This window comes from Streptomyces sp. a15 (assembly GCF_059026085.1).
Map to the genome: position 1 here is coordinate 58,795 of NZ_JBWLKM010000020.1, position 13,458 is coordinate 72,252.

General features: G+C 69.6%; 15 protein-coding genes. 8 read left to right on the top strand and 7 right to left on the bottom strand.

The annotated features are described in order from the left end of the window. The first annotated feature begins 85 nt into the window (after positions 1-85). A complete protein-coding gene (locus tag AC5P09_RS21775) occupies positions 86-544 on the top strand; it encodes a hypothetical protein (RefSeq protein ID WP_493875505.1) in 459 nt (152 codons plus the stop codon). 12 nt (positions 545-556) lie between these two features. On the opposite strand, the gene AC5P09_RS21780 is transcribed toward AC5P09_RS21775, so the two are convergent. Together AC5P09_RS21780 and AC5P09_RS21785 are read right to left on the bottom strand one after the other, a co-directional pair. Beyond that, positions 557-1,174, bottom strand: coding sequence for a DUF6461 domain-containing protein (locus AC5P09_RS21780; RefSeq protein ID WP_493875506.1), 618 nt, complete (start codon positions 1,172-1,174; stop codon positions 557-559). A 7-nt stretch (positions 1,175-1,181) separates the two neighbouring features. After that, positions 1,182-1,574, bottom strand: a complete 393-nt coding sequence (locus AC5P09_RS21785) for an ATP-binding protein (protein WP_493875507.1) — start codon at positions 1,572-1,574, stop codon at positions 1,182-1,184. Positions 1,575-1,668: 94 nt separating this feature from the next. Between AC5P09_RS21785 and AC5P09_RS21790 the strand changes: the two genes are divergently transcribed. Beyond that, on the top strand, positions 1,669-2,517 hold the full coding sequence (locus tag AC5P09_RS21790; RefSeq protein ID WP_493875508.1) for a helix-turn-helix domain-containing protein: 849 nt from the start codon (positions 1,669-1,671) through the stop codon (positions 2,515-2,517). Further along, the gene (locus AC5P09_RS21795; protein ID WP_493875509.1) at positions 2,477-2,755 is read left to right on the top strand and encodes a DUF397 domain-containing protein; all 279 of its coding nucleotides are present in this window, start codon (positions 2,477-2,479) and stop codon (positions 2,753-2,755) included. The genes AC5P09_RS21790 and AC5P09_RS21795 overlap by 41 nt, the downstream gene beginning before the upstream one ends. On the opposite strand, the gene AC5P09_RS21800 is transcribed toward AC5P09_RS21795, so the two are convergent. Further along, positions 2,739-3,908 (bottom strand): steroid 3-ketoacyl-CoA thiolase, encoded by a 1,170-nt coding sequence (locus AC5P09_RS21800; protein WP_493875510.1) that lies wholly within the window; start codon positions 3,906-3,908, stop codon positions 2,739-2,741. The genes AC5P09_RS21795 and AC5P09_RS21800 overlap by 17 nt on opposite strands. 528 nt (positions 3,909-4,436) lie before the next feature. Between AC5P09_RS21800 and AC5P09_RS21805 the strand changes: the two genes are divergently transcribed. After that, positions 4,437-5,672: a cytochrome P450 gene (locus tag AC5P09_RS21805; RefSeq protein WP_493875511.1), complete on the top strand. Its 1,236-nt coding sequence runs from the start codon at positions 4,437-4,439 to the stop codon at positions 5,670-5,672. 56 nt (positions 5,673-5,728) lie between these two features. Here AC5P09_RS21805 and AC5P09_RS21810 read toward each other — a convergent pair whose 3' ends face one another. Next, positions 5,729-7,792, bottom strand: coding sequence for a bifunctional glycosyltransferase 87/phosphatase PAP2 family protein (locus AC5P09_RS21810; protein WP_493875512.1), 2,064 nt, complete (start codon positions 7,790-7,792; stop codon positions 5,729-5,731). A 409-nt stretch (positions 7,793-8,201) separates the two neighbouring features. Here AC5P09_RS21810 and proP point away from each other — a divergent pair, with 409 nt between their 5' ends. Both proP and AC5P09_RS21820 read left to right on the top strand, forming a co-directional pair. Further along, on the top strand, positions 8,202-9,587 hold the full coding sequence (gene proP, locus AC5P09_RS21815) for a glycine betaine/L-proline transporter ProP (RefSeq protein ID WP_493875513.1): 1,386 nt from the start codon (positions 8,202-8,204) through the stop codon (positions 9,585-9,587). Between the two features lie 124 nt (positions 9,588-9,711). Further along, entirely contained in the window at positions 9,712-10,383 is a 672-nt protein-coding gene (locus AC5P09_RS21820) for an O-methyltransferase (protein WP_493875514.1), read from the top strand. Positions 10,384-10,400: 17 nt separating this feature from the next. On the opposite strand, the gene AC5P09_RS21825 is transcribed toward AC5P09_RS21820, so the two are convergent. Then, a complete protein-coding gene (locus AC5P09_RS21825; protein WP_307674487.1) occupies positions 10,401-10,793 on the bottom strand; it encodes an FHA domain-containing protein in 393 nt (130 codons plus the stop codon). An 80-nt stretch (positions 10,794-10,873) separates the two neighbouring features. Between AC5P09_RS21825 and AC5P09_RS21830 the strand changes: the two genes are divergently transcribed. After that, the gene (locus AC5P09_RS21830; RefSeq protein WP_493875515.1) at positions 10,874-11,284 is read left to right on the top strand and encodes a DnaJ family domain-containing protein; all 411 of its coding nucleotides are present in this window, start codon (positions 10,874-10,876) and stop codon (positions 11,282-11,284) included. A gap of 12 nt (positions 11,285-11,296) precedes the next feature. On the opposite strand, the gene AC5P09_RS21835 is transcribed toward AC5P09_RS21830, so the two are convergent. Further along, on the bottom strand, positions 11,297-11,977 hold the full coding sequence (locus tag AC5P09_RS21835) for a hypothetical protein (protein ID WP_493875516.1): 681 nt from the start codon (positions 11,975-11,977) through the stop codon (positions 11,297-11,299). 5 nt (positions 11,978-11,982) lie between these two features. Continuing rightward, positions 11,983-12,657 (bottom strand): hypothetical protein, encoded by a 675-nt coding sequence (locus AC5P09_RS21840; protein ID WP_493875517.1) that lies wholly within the window; start codon positions 12,655-12,657, stop codon positions 11,983-11,985. 182 nt (positions 12,658-12,839) lie between these two features. On the opposite strand from AC5P09_RS21840, the gene AC5P09_RS21845 reads away from it, so the two are divergent. Further along, positions 12,840-13,454, top strand: a complete 615-nt coding sequence (locus AC5P09_RS21845; protein ID WP_493875518.1) for a dihydrofolate reductase family protein — start codon at positions 12,840-12,842, stop codon at positions 13,452-13,454. Positions 13,455-13,458 lie beyond the last annotated feature (4 nt).

Below are 13,458 nucleotides of genomic sequence, written 5' to 3' on the forward strand. Positions count from 1 at the left end.
CTCGTCCTACTCCTAGGTGACGCCGACGACGAGAGAAACTCATCGGTCCAGGCGGCTGCTGCCCGTATCCGCACGGGTGGCGCTCTTGCCGAAGCAACCCGGCGGAGGCCTGGGCACAATCCCGGGACACGTTCCTGAGCAAGTCGTCGGTCCACATTTCGAGCACCTGTGCCGCGAGTGGGTCGCCCGGCATGCCGAACCCGACACCTTCGGCGCTCTGCCCATCGACGTCACCTCTGGAACCGTCGCCGATCCGGCCGCACGGACCTCCCACGAGGTCGACATCGTCGTACGCGGCGCGGTCGGCCAGGACCACGGCATCCTGCTGTCGATCGGCGAGGCGAGGTGGAACAAGCAGATGGACGTACGCCATCCCGACCGCCTCCGCCACATCCTCGGCCTCCTCGCGGCCCACGGCATCGACACCACCCACACCCGCCCGGCCTGCTACAGCGGCGTCGGCTTCACCCCGGACCTGCAAGCGGCGACCGAGCGCGGCGAAGTAGCCCTCGTCGACCTGCGGCGGCTGTACGGCAGGGCTTGAACCGGTCACTCATCACCGGGTCGACAAAGCCGCCGCCGGCAGGGGCTGGTTCTCGGATGCCTTGGGTACCCACAGGCCGAACTCGGTTTCCAGGTGATCCAGCACCTGCAACGGGTACGCAACCGACGACGGCCAAGGGAACGCCGACGGATCGGCCCCGTCGTTGTAGGCGGGGTTCATCCCGGGCTCGAAGGAGGACAGGACGCAGCCGTCGACCGCGTACTCCACGCGTTGCACGGCGTTTATGTCCTTGCTGACGGCGAAGACCCGGGTGCCCCAGGAAAGCGCCGGGAGGTAGGCGCGGGCGGAGACGTAGGAGGTGGAGGCCTGGATCGCGTACGCCCACCCCTCGACCGACCCGGCCCGCACGACGGCGTCGGTCTCCCGGCGGAGGAACCCCAGCGCCTCTACGGCCTCCACGTCCAGGTCCTCCAAGTGGTCCAGGCCGTACGGCTCGTCGGCCGCGTTGCGGACCTCGATCTCCTGGGCCTCGAACCGGGTCAGCGGGAACAGGGACTCCCGCCGCGCGCCGAGCCGTACGAGCACGTCCTCCGGCGCGAGGCGCTCGCAGAAGACGACGCTGTAGCCGAAGGGATACGCCTCGTACACCCACCGAAGTCCGTCGGTCATGCCGTCATCATGGCGTCCCGCACTCGAACCAGACGGTCTTGCCGCCTTCTGATCTCGGTCCCACACCCCACTTGTCGACGATCGCATCCAGGAGCACGAGCCCTCGACCGCCCTCCGCTTCGACGGACAACTGAGGCTGTGTGTACGGCAGTTCGGGCGCACCGTCCGCCACCTCCACCCGCACCGCACCCGCCAGCCGCAGCACCAGCACCACACACCGCCGGTCCGGAACATGTCGTACGACATTGGTGACCAGCTCCGTCACGCCCAACTCCACGGCGTCGGACAGCTCCGGCAGCTCCCACTCGTCGAGCAGCGAGCGGACGATGCGGCGGATCTGACGGGCGGAGTGTTCGCCTGCGGTGAGGGTCAGGCGGTACTGGGGAATGTATGCGTTCACATGACGAGGGTGACCTGGCGTGACTACCGTGGGCTACGTACTGAATACAACCAGTCCCGAAGTGGACGGAGTTGCCGCACAGAGGGGACCGTGCGTGACCCACATCAGCGCCCTCGACCCGGGCGCCTCACCGCTCGACTACTACGGCTACGAGCTGCGCCGGTACCGCGAAGCCGCCGAGCTGACCCAACGGCAGCTCGGGGACATCGTCAACTACACCGGCTCGATGGTCGGGCAGATCGAAACGGCCAGGAAGCTGCCCACGCAGGACTTCAGTGAGCGTGCCGATGCGGCGCTGGGGACGGGCGGGGCGTTGTCGCGGCTCGTCGAGTTGGTGATGCGGAGTCAACTGCCGGGCTGGTTTCAGCAGGTGGCCGAGTTGCAGGCGAGGGCCACCGAGATCTACTCCTTCGAGAACCACATGATCCACGGCCTCCTCCAGACCACGGAGTACGCCCGTGCTGTCCTCGGTGCGCTGGATCAAAGCAACATCGACGACCGTACGGCCGTACGGCTGGCCCGCCAGCGCATCTTCGAGAAGGAGGAACCCCCGGTCTTCTGGGCTGTCCTCAGCGAGGCCGCGCTGTACCAGGAGATCGGCGGCCGGGAAACCATGAGGGGCCAACTGGCCCATTTGTTGGCCTTCGAGAACAACCCCCGGATCAACATCCAGGTGCTGCCGTTCTCGGCCGGAGCACACGCGGGGCTCCAGGGCGCGTTCGACCTCTATCGCTTCGCGAGCGACCCCACCATCCTCTACACCGAGGGGTACGGCAGCGGGCATCCAACCGCGAATCCGGACACCGTGAAGGACTGCTCGCTCCGTTACGATCATCTCCAAGCCGCCGCGCTCTCCCTCAGGGGTTCGGCGGAGCTGATCCGGCGGGTGATGGAGGAACGCTATGGAGAACAACGCGATTCTGACGGGGATCCCGTGGCGTAAGTCCAGCTACAGCGGCGATCAGGGCGGCAACTGCATCGAGTGCGCGCCGCTCGGCCGGCTCGCCTGGCGCAAGTCGACGTACAGCGGCGACCAAGGCGGGGACTGCGTGGAGATCGCCGAACTCCCCACCGCCACCATCGCCATCCGCGACTCCAAGACCCCGGCGGGACCGATCCTCACCCTCGACCCCGCCGCGTTCACCAGCTTCGTCAGCTGGACGTCTACAGCCGCTGAATGATCGTGCCGGTGGCCAAGCCCCCACCCGCGCACATCGTCACGAGCGCGAACTCCTTGTCTGCGCGCTCCAGTTCATGAAGTGCCGTCGTGATGAGCCGGGCCCCGGTGGACCCCACCGGATGCCCGAGCGCGATCGCGCCGCCGTTCACGTTCACCTTCTCCAGGTCCTGCTCGAAGACCTGGGCCCAGCTCAGCACCACCGACGCGAAGGCCTCGTTGATCTCGACCAGGTCGATGTCCTTCAACGACATGCCGGCCTTGCCCAGCACCGCCCGTGTCGCGTCGATCGGCCCGTCCAGGTGGAAGTGCGGGTCGGCTCCCACCAGCGCCTGCGCGACGATCCGCGCCCGGGGCCGCAGCTTCAGCGCGCGTGCCATCCGCTTGGACGCCCACATGATCGCCGCCGAACCGTCGCTGATCTGGGACGAGTTGCCCGCCGTATGCACGGCGGTCGGCATGATCGGCTTCAGGCCGGCCAGCGCCTCCATGGACGTGTCCCGCAGCCCCTCGTCCCGGTCGACCAGCCGCCACATGCCCTGCCCGGCCCGCTGCTCGTCCTCCGTGGTCGGCACCTGGACGGCGAACGTCTCCCGCTTGAAGCGCTCCTCCGACCACGCCACCGCCGCCCGCTCCTGCGAGATCAGGCCCAGCGAGTCGACGTTCTCCCGGGTCAGCCCCCGATGGCGGGCGATCCGCTCCGCCGCCTCGAACTGGTTGGGCAGATCCACGTTCCACTCGTCCGGGAACGGCTTTCCCGGCCCGTGCTTCGACCCGGACCCCAGCGGCACCCGCGACATCGACTCCACGCCACAACTGATGCCCACGTCGATCACCCCCGCCGCGATCATGTTGGCCACCATGTGGGAGGCCTGCTGCGAGGACCCGCACTGACAGTCGACCGTCGTCGCCGCCGTCTCGTACGGCAGCCCGACCGTCAGCCAGGCCGTGCGTGCGGGGTTCATGGACTGCTCGCCGGCGTGGGTCACCGTGCCGCCGACGATCTGCTCGACGCAGTCGGCGGGGATGCCGGTGCGGCCGAGGAGTTCACGGTAGGTCTCGCCCAGGAGATAGGCGGGATGCAGGTTGGCGAGCGCACCGCCGCGCCTGCCGATGGGGGTGCGTACGGCCTCGACGATCACGGGTTCCGCGGCCATGGGAGTTCCTCTCCTCCGATACCGTTCCTAAGTTGATTGGCCAATGTTGGCCGTATCAGGCGTTCCGAACAGCCTTCCCGCCCCGCACCCGCTTCCCCATACCGAACGCCCTCTGCCCCACCCGCGATGATCTCGACGAACCGAAACTAACGCCGCATCCCACCCCACTACCGCACGTGTCTGCGGCTGGCAGACAACTGATCCATTCCGCACGGAAATGCCCGAAGACGATCACCACTAGGCCCCTCACCGCAGACCACCCCGACCCGCCCGAAATAGCCAACTCCAACCGGCCGATCCAGGAACTACTCCCAACCCGCGCGGCGCGGGGGCGTCCCGGCCCGGCCCGCCACGCGGAACTAGTACGTGTTCTAGTTCCACCTGCAGTCTGCTGACCCCTCGCCCGCCACCGCAAGGGGCGTGCAGGCAATTCGGAGTGCCGCGCCCCTTGCTACTTCTAGAACCCGTTACTACCTTCACGGCAGCCTTGTTCCTGATGGACCGTCAGATGGCTGGAGTGAGTTGCCGATGCCCTGTCCAGCGCTTCCCGACGGGTTCGACTTCACCGATCCCGATCTGCTGCAACACCGCGTCCCCCTCCCGGAGTTCGCCGAGCTGCGCCGGGCCGAGCCGGTCCACTGGGTCCCCCAGGCCTCGAACCTCGCCGGCTTCCAGGACGAGGGGTACTGGGCCGTCACCCGGCACGCGGACGTCAAGTACGTCTCGACGCACCCGGAGCTGTTCTCCTCGTACCTCAACACGGCGATCATCCGCTTCAACGAGCACATCGAGCGCGACGCGATCGACGCCCAGCGGCTGATCCTGCTCAACATGGACCCGCCGGAGCACACGCGGGTCCGCCAGATCGTGCAGCGGGTGTTCACGCCGAGGGCCATCCGCGCACTGGAGGACAACCTGCGCACCCGCGCCCTCGCGATCGCGGCGAACGCACGCGCCCGCACCGGGTCCTTCGACTTCGTCACCGAAGTCGCCTGCGAACTGCCCCTCCAGGCCATCGCCGAGCTGATCGGCATCCCGCAGGACGACCGGGCCAAGATCTTCGACTGGTCCAACAAGATGATCTCGTACGACGATCCTGAGTACGCGATCACCGAGGAGGTCGGCCAGGAGTCGGCCACCGAGCTCATCGCCTACGCGATGAACATGGCCGCCGACCGTAAACAGTGCCCGGCCAAGGACATCGTGACGACGCTGGTGTCGGCCGAGGACGAGGGCAACCTCAACTCCGACGAGTTCGGGTTCTTCGTGCTGATGCTGGCCGTGGCGGGAAACGAGACGACCCGCAACGCCATCACCCACGGCATGCACGCCTTCCTCACGAACCCCGAGCAGTGGGAGCTGTACAAGGCGGAGCGGCCGGAGACGGCCGCCGAGGAGATCGTCCGCTGGGCCACCCCGGTCAACTCCTTCCAGCGCACCGCCACCCAGGACACCGAACTCGGCGGCCAGCAGATCAAGAAGGGCGACCGCGTCGGCCTCTTCTACGCCGCCGCCAACCACGACCCCGAGGTCTTCGAGAACCCGGACGTCTTCGACATCACCCGCGACCCGAACCCGCACCTCGGCTTCGGCGGCGGAGGCCCGCACTACTGCCTCGGCAAGTCCCTGGCCGTCCTGGAGATCGACCTCATCTTCAACGCCATCGCCGACGCCATGCCGACCCTCAAACAGGCCGGCGACCCCCGCCGACTGCGCTCCGCATGGATCAACGGCGTGAAGGAACTCCAGGTCAGCACGGACTGACCGGCAACACTCGGGCCGACGGCTTCCCGGCGCCGTCGGCCCGTCCGCGCGCCGGTTCAGCTCGGAGCCGGGTCCTTCAGGTCCTTCACCCGCGTCGGTTCGCTGGTGACGGCTGTGGTCGTCGTCAACCGCGCCCGCGGCCCCTGGAACAGATAGGCCAGCCCGAACCCCGCCGCCACGACCACCGCACCGCCCGCCGCGTCCAGTACCCAGTGGTTGCCGGTCACCACGATCGCTGTGACCGTGAAGAGCGGGTGCAGCAGGCCGAGCGCCTTCATCCACCATCTCGGGGCGATGATCGCGATGACGAGCCCGCACCACAGGGACCAGCCGAAGTGGAGGGACGGCATCGCCGCGTACTGGTTGGTGAGGGCGGTCAGGGTGCCGTAGTCCGGCTTGGTGAAGTCCTGGACGCCGTGCACGGTGTCGATGACGCCGAGGTTGGGCATCAGGCGGGGCGGGGCGAGCGGGTAGAGCCAGAAGCCGACGAGGGCGAGCAGGGTGGTGAAGCCGAGGGTGGCGCGGGCCCAGCGGTAGTCGACGGGGCGGCGCCAGTACAGGACGGCGAGGACGCTCAGCGGGACGACGAAGTGGAAGGACGTGTAGTAGAAGTCGAAGAAGTTCCGGATCCAGTCGACCTTGACGACGGCGTGGTTGGCCCAGTGCTCGATGTCGATGTGGAGCCAGCGCTCCATGTCGTGGATCTGGTGGCCGTGCTTCTCCGCGCGGGCCCGGCCGGCCGAGTTGGAGCCGCCGGTCGCCGCGAGTCTGACCTGCTGGTAGGCGGCGTAGGTGACACGGATGAGCAGGAGTTCCAGCAGCAGGTTCGGGCGGCTGAGGACCCGGCGCAGGAAGGGCAGCAGCGGGACCTGCTTGAAGCGTGCCGGGACGGGTTCGGCGTACTCCGTCGGGATCGGTGACCGGTAGTGCGCCGAGGTGCGGGACAGGAACGGGATGACGGTGGCCGCCGCGACGGCCGCGAGCAGCACCACGTTGTCGCGCAGGGCGTACAGCGCCGGCATGTTCGGCAGCATCATCTTCGCGGGCAGCGTCATCACCAGGACGACGGCGACCGGCCACACATAGCGGTCGGAGGCCCGCTTGCCGACCCGGCCGACGACCGCGAGCAGCACCCACAGCAGCTGGTGCTGCCAGGTGGTCGGCGAGACGGCGATCGCGGCGCAGCCGGTGATCGCGACGGCGAGCAGGAGCTGTCCGTCCCGGGCGTAGCGCACGGCCCGGTGCACGCCGAGGGTGGCGACCGCGGCGCCCAGCAGCAGGAAGAGCGTGATCTCCAGCGGGCCGGACAGGCCGAGGCGGAGCAGGAACCCGTGCAGGGACTGGTTGGCGAGGTCGTCGGCCTTGCCGCCGAGACCGACGCCGGCCATGTGGTGCACCCAGTAGGTGTACGAGTCGTGCGGCATCGCCGCCCAGACGAGCGCCGTGCATCCGGCGAAGGTCACGCCGGTGGACAGGGCGGCCTGGCGGCGGCCGGTGAACCACAGCAGCGGGGCGAACAGCAGGACCGTGGGCTGGAGTGCGGCGGCGACGCCGATGAGGAGGCCGCTGGCGCGCTGGCCGCGTACGGAGAAGCAGCCGAGCAGCACCAGCAGGACCGGGATGATGCTGGTCTGGCCGAGCCAGAGCGTGTTGCGCACCGGCAGCGACAGCATCAGCAGGCTGATCGCGACGGGTGCGGCGAGCAGGGAGGTACGGCGGCTGACCGGCTGGGGCAGGGCGCGGGCGGCGACCAGGCCGAGCGCGACGACCAGCAGGAGGGTGCCGAAGGTCCAGCCCCAGCCGAGGGCCTGCTCGGCCGCTCGGGTGAGCGGCTTCATGACCCATCCGCCGAAGGGGGTGCCGGTGAAGCGCGTCGAGTCGTACAGCGAGCCCTTCACATGCAGGACGCCGTTCGGACCGACCCAGGTCTCCAGATCGGTCAGCCGCTCCCCCCGGGGCGTACTGAGGACGACGGCCACCTGTCGTACGGCGAGGACCACGGCGACCAGCCACAGGCCGAGCCGGGCCGCGCGCAGGCGGGCCTGGGCAGCCGTAGCCGTGCCGACGGCTGTCGCTCCGAAAGCTTCCGCCGGTCGCCCACTGTGCTCCGCATTCGCCACGCCTCGTCGGCCTCCCGCCCCGTTCGTCCCACGCGTTGGGTGCGTCGGATTGCTTAGCGAACCCTATGAGGCTCGCACCACCCCCGGAGAGAGACGCGGGCAACCCCTGCTTCACCTGACGTCCGCTCTCCTTTTGTCCGGATGACGATAGTGCGCGGAAGGTTCACTTGCCTCCGCGGGGCGCGAGAAGGATCACAGCGGGAGGCCGGAACATCCGCTCCGAGGCCGGGATACGGGCCTGCATACACCGCATTTACGTGCACTTTGCAGTTAACCGTGCACGGCACGTGAACGGGACAAGTACCCCTATGGTCGCTTTTCTGCCTGCTCGCCGCCGCCGTCGTCGCCGCCGCTGTCGCCGTCGCGCAGGCCCGTCCCCGTCCCCGTCGAAAGGCAGGCGAGCGAAGTTTTGACGACTGCCCCAGTCGCCGCTCCCCCCGCGAAGAACCCGACCGCCCCGGAGAACGCCAGCGTCACCGACCCGGCCCTCGTGAGGCGCGCCGTGAAGGCCGCCGCGCTGGGCAACGCGATGGAATGGTTCGACTTCGGTGTCTACAGCTACATCGCGGTCACGCTGGGCAAGGTCTTCTTCCCGTCCGGCAACCCCACCGCCCAGCTGCTCTCCACGTTCGGCGCCTTCGCCGCGGCCTTCCTGGTCCGCCCGCTCGGCGGCATGGTCTTCGGGCCGCTGGGCGACCGCGTAGGACGCCAGAAGGTCCTCGCCGTCACCATGATCATGATGGCCGCGGGCACCTTCGCCATCGGCCTCATCCCGTCGTACGCCACGATCGGCGTCGGCGCCCCGCTGCTCCTGCTGGCCGCCCGCCTGGTGCAGGGCTTCTCCACCGGCGGCGAGTACGCGGGCGCCTCCACCTTCATCGCCGAGTACGCCCCCGACAAGCGGCGCGGCTTCCTCGGCAGCTGGCTGGAGTTCGGGACCCTCGCCGGGTACATCGGCGGCGCGGGTCTGGTCACGCTGATGACCGCTCTGCTGTCCACCGACGACCTGCTGAGCTGGGGCTGGCGGATCCCGTTCCTGATCGCGGGCCCGATGGGCATCATCGGCCTGTATCTGCGGATGCGCCTGGAGGAGACCCCGGCGTTCGCGGCCGAGGTCGCCAAGGCCGAGGCGGACCGCCCGAAGGTGCCGCTGCGCGACATGATCACCGGCCAGTGGCGGGCGCTGCTGCTCTGCGTCGGCCTGGTGCTGGTCTTCAACGTCACCGACTACATGCTGCTGTCGTACATGCCGAGCTATCTGACCAGTGAGCTGAGGTACGACGAGACCCACGGCCTGCTGGTGGTGCTGGGCGTGATGGCACTGATGATGGTCGTCCAGCCCTTCGCGGGCGCCCTGACGGACCGCATCGGCCGCCGTCCCGTGATCGCCGCCGGCTGCGCGGGCTTCCTGCTCCTGTCCGTCCCGGCCCTGCTGCTGATCCGCCAGGGCAGCCTGTTCGCGGTCGCGCTCGGCATGGGCGCGCTCGGCCTGCTGCTGGTCTGCTTCACGGCGGCGATGCCGTCCGCGCTTCCGGCGCTGTTCCCGACGCGGGTCCGCTACGGCTCCCTGTCGATCGGCTTCAACGTGTCGGTGTCCCTCTTCGGCGGGACGACCCCGCTGGTGGTGACGGCGCTCATCGGCGCGACCGGGAACATGATGATGCCCGCGTACTACATGATGGCCGCGGCCGTGATCGGCGGCGTGGCGGTGTGGTTCATGGCGGAGTCGGCCGGAAAGCCCCTGCCGGGCTCGGCGCCCTCGGTGGAACAGCGGCCCTCGGCGGCGCGGCGCTAGCGGCGCCTGGGCCGATCGGCTGAAACCTCCCCGTGGGAGTCCCTGACAGGGAACCGGCACGCGACTATGTTCGTTAGCAGAGCTAGTTAGCAGCTCTAACTAGACATACGAAAGGCACAGGTCCATGAGCGAGTCGCAGCGCTGGGACGACGTCGACGACTACTTCACCACCCACCTCGCGCGGGACGACGAGGCCCTGGCGGCGGCCCTGCGCGACAGCGAGGCCGCCGAGCTGCCGCCGATCAGCGTCACGGCACCCCAGGGCAAGTTCCTCCAGCTTCTCGCCCAGATCCAGGGCGCCCGCACCATCCTGGAGATCGGCACCCTCGGCGGCTACAGCACCATCTGGCTGGCCCGCGCCCTGCCCGCCGACGGCCGCCTGATCTCCCTGGAGTACAACCCCCGGCACGCCGAGGTCGCCACCCGCAACATCGCCCGCGCGGGCCTCGACAAGCTCGTCGAGGTGCGGGTGGGCCCGGCTCTGGAGTCGCTGCCCGAGCTGGCCGACGAGAACCCGGCCCCCTTCGACCTGGTCTTCATCGACGCCGACAAGGCCAACAACCCGCACTACGTGGAGTGGGCGCTCAAACTCACCAGCGTCGGCAGCCTGATCGTCGTCGACAACGTGGTGCGAGACGGCCGGGTCGCCGACGCCGACAGCACCGCCCCGGACATCCAGGGCACCCGGACCGCCATCGAACTGATCGGCAGCCACCCGAGGCTGAGCGGTACGGCGATCCAGACGGTGGGCAGCAAGGGCTACGACGGTTTCGCGCTGGCCCGCGTTCTCGCGTAACACCTGCCCCGGTTCCCTCACACCTCGTGATAGAAGCCGACGTTGACGCTGCGCGGGGCGGTGCGGTCCTGGACGATGATCTCGCCGCTCCCGCCCCTGGGCAGCGGCACGGTCCCGCCGTAGGACAGCGGCTGCGCGTACTCGCCGACCGTGAGGCGGACCTCGGAGGACGGGTCGGGCTGGGAGCCCTGCAGCCAGGTCAGGTGCCAGGTGCCGTCCGGGCCGCAGAGGAACTCCAGGTGGACGCGGGAGACGAACAGCCAGTCGTCGGGTGTCGCGAGGCGGCACACGGTCTTGTCCCGGCCCACCCGCAGCACGGCGCCCGGCTCACTGGGCGAGTCGGCCATGAGCATGCCGGCCGTGGCACCCTCCTCCGTCGCGGAGACGGCGGCCATGGTGAGTTCGAGCACGTGCGCTCCTCCTGAAGTGTCCTTACGCAGCCGCCGCATGATAAATCGCCCGGCCCCGACCCGTCCGGCACAATGGACTCATGACCGAGCGAAAACCACCCGGAGTTCCGTTCGAGTCCTGGGTCGACAAACAGATCCGCGATGCCGAGCGCCGCGGCGAGTTCGACCAACTTCCGGGCGCGGGCAAGCCGTTGCCGGAGATCACCGACACGTCGTACGACGAACTGTGGTGGATCAAACGGAAGATGGCCCGCGAAGGCCTCGCCGTCCTGCCGCCCACCCTCGCGCTGCGCAAGGAGGCCGAGGACGCGCTCGCGGCTGCGTACGCGGCGCCCTCGGAGCGGATCGTCCGGAAGATCCTCACGGACGTCAACGTCAAGATCAGCGACATGATGTTCAAACCGCCGCCCGGTCCCCCGCTGGGCATGAAGCCGTACGACGTCGAGGACGTCGTACGGCAGTGGCGGGAGCGCCGGGCGGCGCAGGCCTGAAGGCCTGAACCCTCAGATGCGTAGCAGTCGCTCCGCCAGTTCGCGGTAGTCCCGCAGGGCCAGACGGAGTTGTTCGGTGTCGGTGGACGTGGCGGGCTTGCCCTCGGTGCCGCCGCCGTCCGTGGCCTGCCAGGAGTTGCGGAGGGTACGGCGCCGCTGTGTCACCGCGTCGGTGAAGCGGGCGGCGGCCTCCTCCAGCACGTGGTCGGCCTCCTCGACGGCCGACTTCGGAGCGTCCACGAACCCGGTGACCGCGTGCTGCAGTCGCGAGGAGAGCTTGTCGCTCTCGTCGCGCGGGAGGAGGCGGCCGCCGCTGCCCTGGCCCTGCTCGGAGTCGTGGCTGCCGCGGCTGCCGTGGCTCTGCTCGGAGCCGGTGACCAGCGGTGCCGAGTCGGAGGAGGTACCGGAGGGGCCGTGGCTACCCGGCGTGCCCGCCGGGGCCGGAGCGCCTGGGGTACCTGCCGGGGACGGGGTGCTGTCGCGGCCCGTGGCGGTCTCGCCGCCGAACCCGCCGCCCGACTCCGTCTCACGGCCTCGCCCGGTCTCCGCGCCGGTCGCCTGCACGGCGCCCGGTACCTTCTCGCCCGTCACCGGGTCGCGGCCCGGAGCCGCAGCCGGAACCGCGGACCGCCCCCTGGGCTTTCCGTCGCGCGGGGCGCCCTCGGCGCCCGGGCCGCTCGTCGCATCCGTCATGTCATTCAACTCCCCTTCGCATGACGCCTGGTGAATCCCCACGGCTGGTGGTGGGCACGACCGTGCGCCGCCCCGCCGTCGGACCTTTCGACGGACTTCCGGGACTCCTCCCGGTGCCGGGTCGGGCGCATCAGGTCCTCGAACAGGGCCCGCGCCTCGACCATGGCCTCGCGCATCTCCTCGGTGCCGGCCCTGCCGTCGCCGTCCTGCGTCCCGGTCCCCGCGGTGGCGACGCGGTGCACACGCCGGTAGCCGTGCACGTGGTGAGCGTGGTGCACGGACAGCGCGTCGAGCTGTTCGTCGTACCGCGCGCCGTCCGGGAAGCCCCGGGCGCCGGCCAGCTCGGCGAGCAGCCGGTCCGCCTCGGCCACGGCCTCCCGCGGCGAGTCGACGAACCGCTCCTGCGCGGCCGTCCAGCGAGCCTCGTACTGCTCGCGCTGTGCGGGTTCCAGCGGCCGCTCGCGCAGCGATCCGTGCCGCTCCACGCGCTCGGCGAGCTCGTGCTCGGCGGCTGTGGCGTCCCCGTCGTGCCGGGCCACGGCCCGGTCGTACTCGGGCCCGAAGCGCCGCTTCAGGTTCTGGCCGCCGGGCCCGCGCCGGGCCCGCAGGGTCAGTACCGCCGCGACGATCACGAGGGCCGCCACGATCACGATCAGAGCGATGATCAAGCCTGTGGACATGAGTGCCTTCCGGGTTCTCGACCCAACCGGCTCTCCGTACGGGCCGGTTTCAACGACCGGGTAGCCCGGGCGGCCCCGTCCAAACGGTCCGCGCATCCGTGGCGACGCCGTGTCGATCCGGTGTGTGCCCGATCGACGCAAGGGTGAAGGCACCGAAAGAGTGCCCCGAGGCGGAGGTCGTCATGAGTGACGTCATCGCACAGCTGTCCATGTCGCTGGACGGGTACATCGCCGGTCCGGAATCGGGGCGCGAGCACCCCCTGGGCATCGGCGGGGAGCGGCTGCACCAGTGGGTGTTCGGGCTGCGTTCGTGGCGCCGGATGCAGGGGATGAAGGGCGGGACGAACGGCCCGGAGGACGATCTGCTCACCGAGTGGATCGCCCGCCCGGGCGCGGTGGTCATGGGCCACCACATGTACATCACCGGCGAAATCCCGTGGGGCGACGACCCGCCCTTCCACATGCCGGTGTACGTCGTCACCCACCACGAGCGCGAGCCCCTCGTGAAGGAGGGCGGCACCACCTTCCACTTCGTCACCGAGGGCCCGGAGCACGCCCTCGCTCTCGCCCGGAAGGCGGCCGGCGACAAGGACGTCTCCCTGGCCGGCGGCGCCGACCTCGTGCAGCAGTTCGTCCGGGCCGGATGGCTCGACGAACTGTGGCTGCACGTCGTCCCCGTCCTCGCCTGCGGCGGCCGCCGCCTCTTCGACGGCCTCGGCGACCAGCAGCTTCAGTGGCGCAAGACGCAGGTGCTGGACTCGCCGGAGGCCACCCATATCCGGTTGCGGACGGCATAGGCGC

Excerpts from the sequence above, each read along its gene's own strand:
- AC5P09_RS21795 (WP_493875509.1), top strand. The coding sequence starts at position 2,477 with ATGGAGAACAACGCGATTCTGACGGGGATCCCGTGGCGTAAGTCCAGC.
- AC5P09_RS21845 (WP_493875518.1), top strand. The coding sequence starts at position 12,840 with ATGAGTGACGTCATCGCACAGCTGTCCATGTCGCTGGACGGGTACATC.
- AC5P09_RS21840 (WP_493875517.1), bottom strand. The coding sequence starts at position 12,657 with ATGTCCACAGGCTTGATCATCGCTCTGATCGTGATCGTGGCGGCCCTC.
- AC5P09_RS21830 (WP_493875515.1), top strand. The coding sequence starts at position 10,874 with ATGACCGAGCGAAAACCACCCGGAGTTCCGTTCGAGTCCTGGGTCGAC.
- AC5P09_RS21820 (WP_493875514.1), top strand. The coding sequence starts at position 9,712 with ATGAGCGAGTCGCAGCGCTGGGACGACGTCGACGACTACTTCACCACC.
- AC5P09_RS21780 (WP_493875506.1), bottom strand. The coding sequence starts at position 1,174 with ATGACCGACGGACTTCGGTGGGTGTACGAGGCGTATCCCTTCGGCTAC.
- AC5P09_RS21835 (WP_493875516.1), bottom strand. The coding sequence starts at position 11,977 with ATGACGGATGCGACGAGCGGCCCGGGCGCCGAGGGCGCCCCGCGCGAC.
- AC5P09_RS21805 (WP_493875511.1), top strand. The coding sequence starts at position 4,437 with ATGCCCTGTCCAGCGCTTCCCGACGGGTTCGACTTCACCGATCCCGAT.
- AC5P09_RS21800 (WP_493875510.1), bottom strand. The coding sequence starts at position 3,908 with ATGGCCGCGGAACCCGTGATCGTCGAGGCCGTACGCACCCCCATCGGC.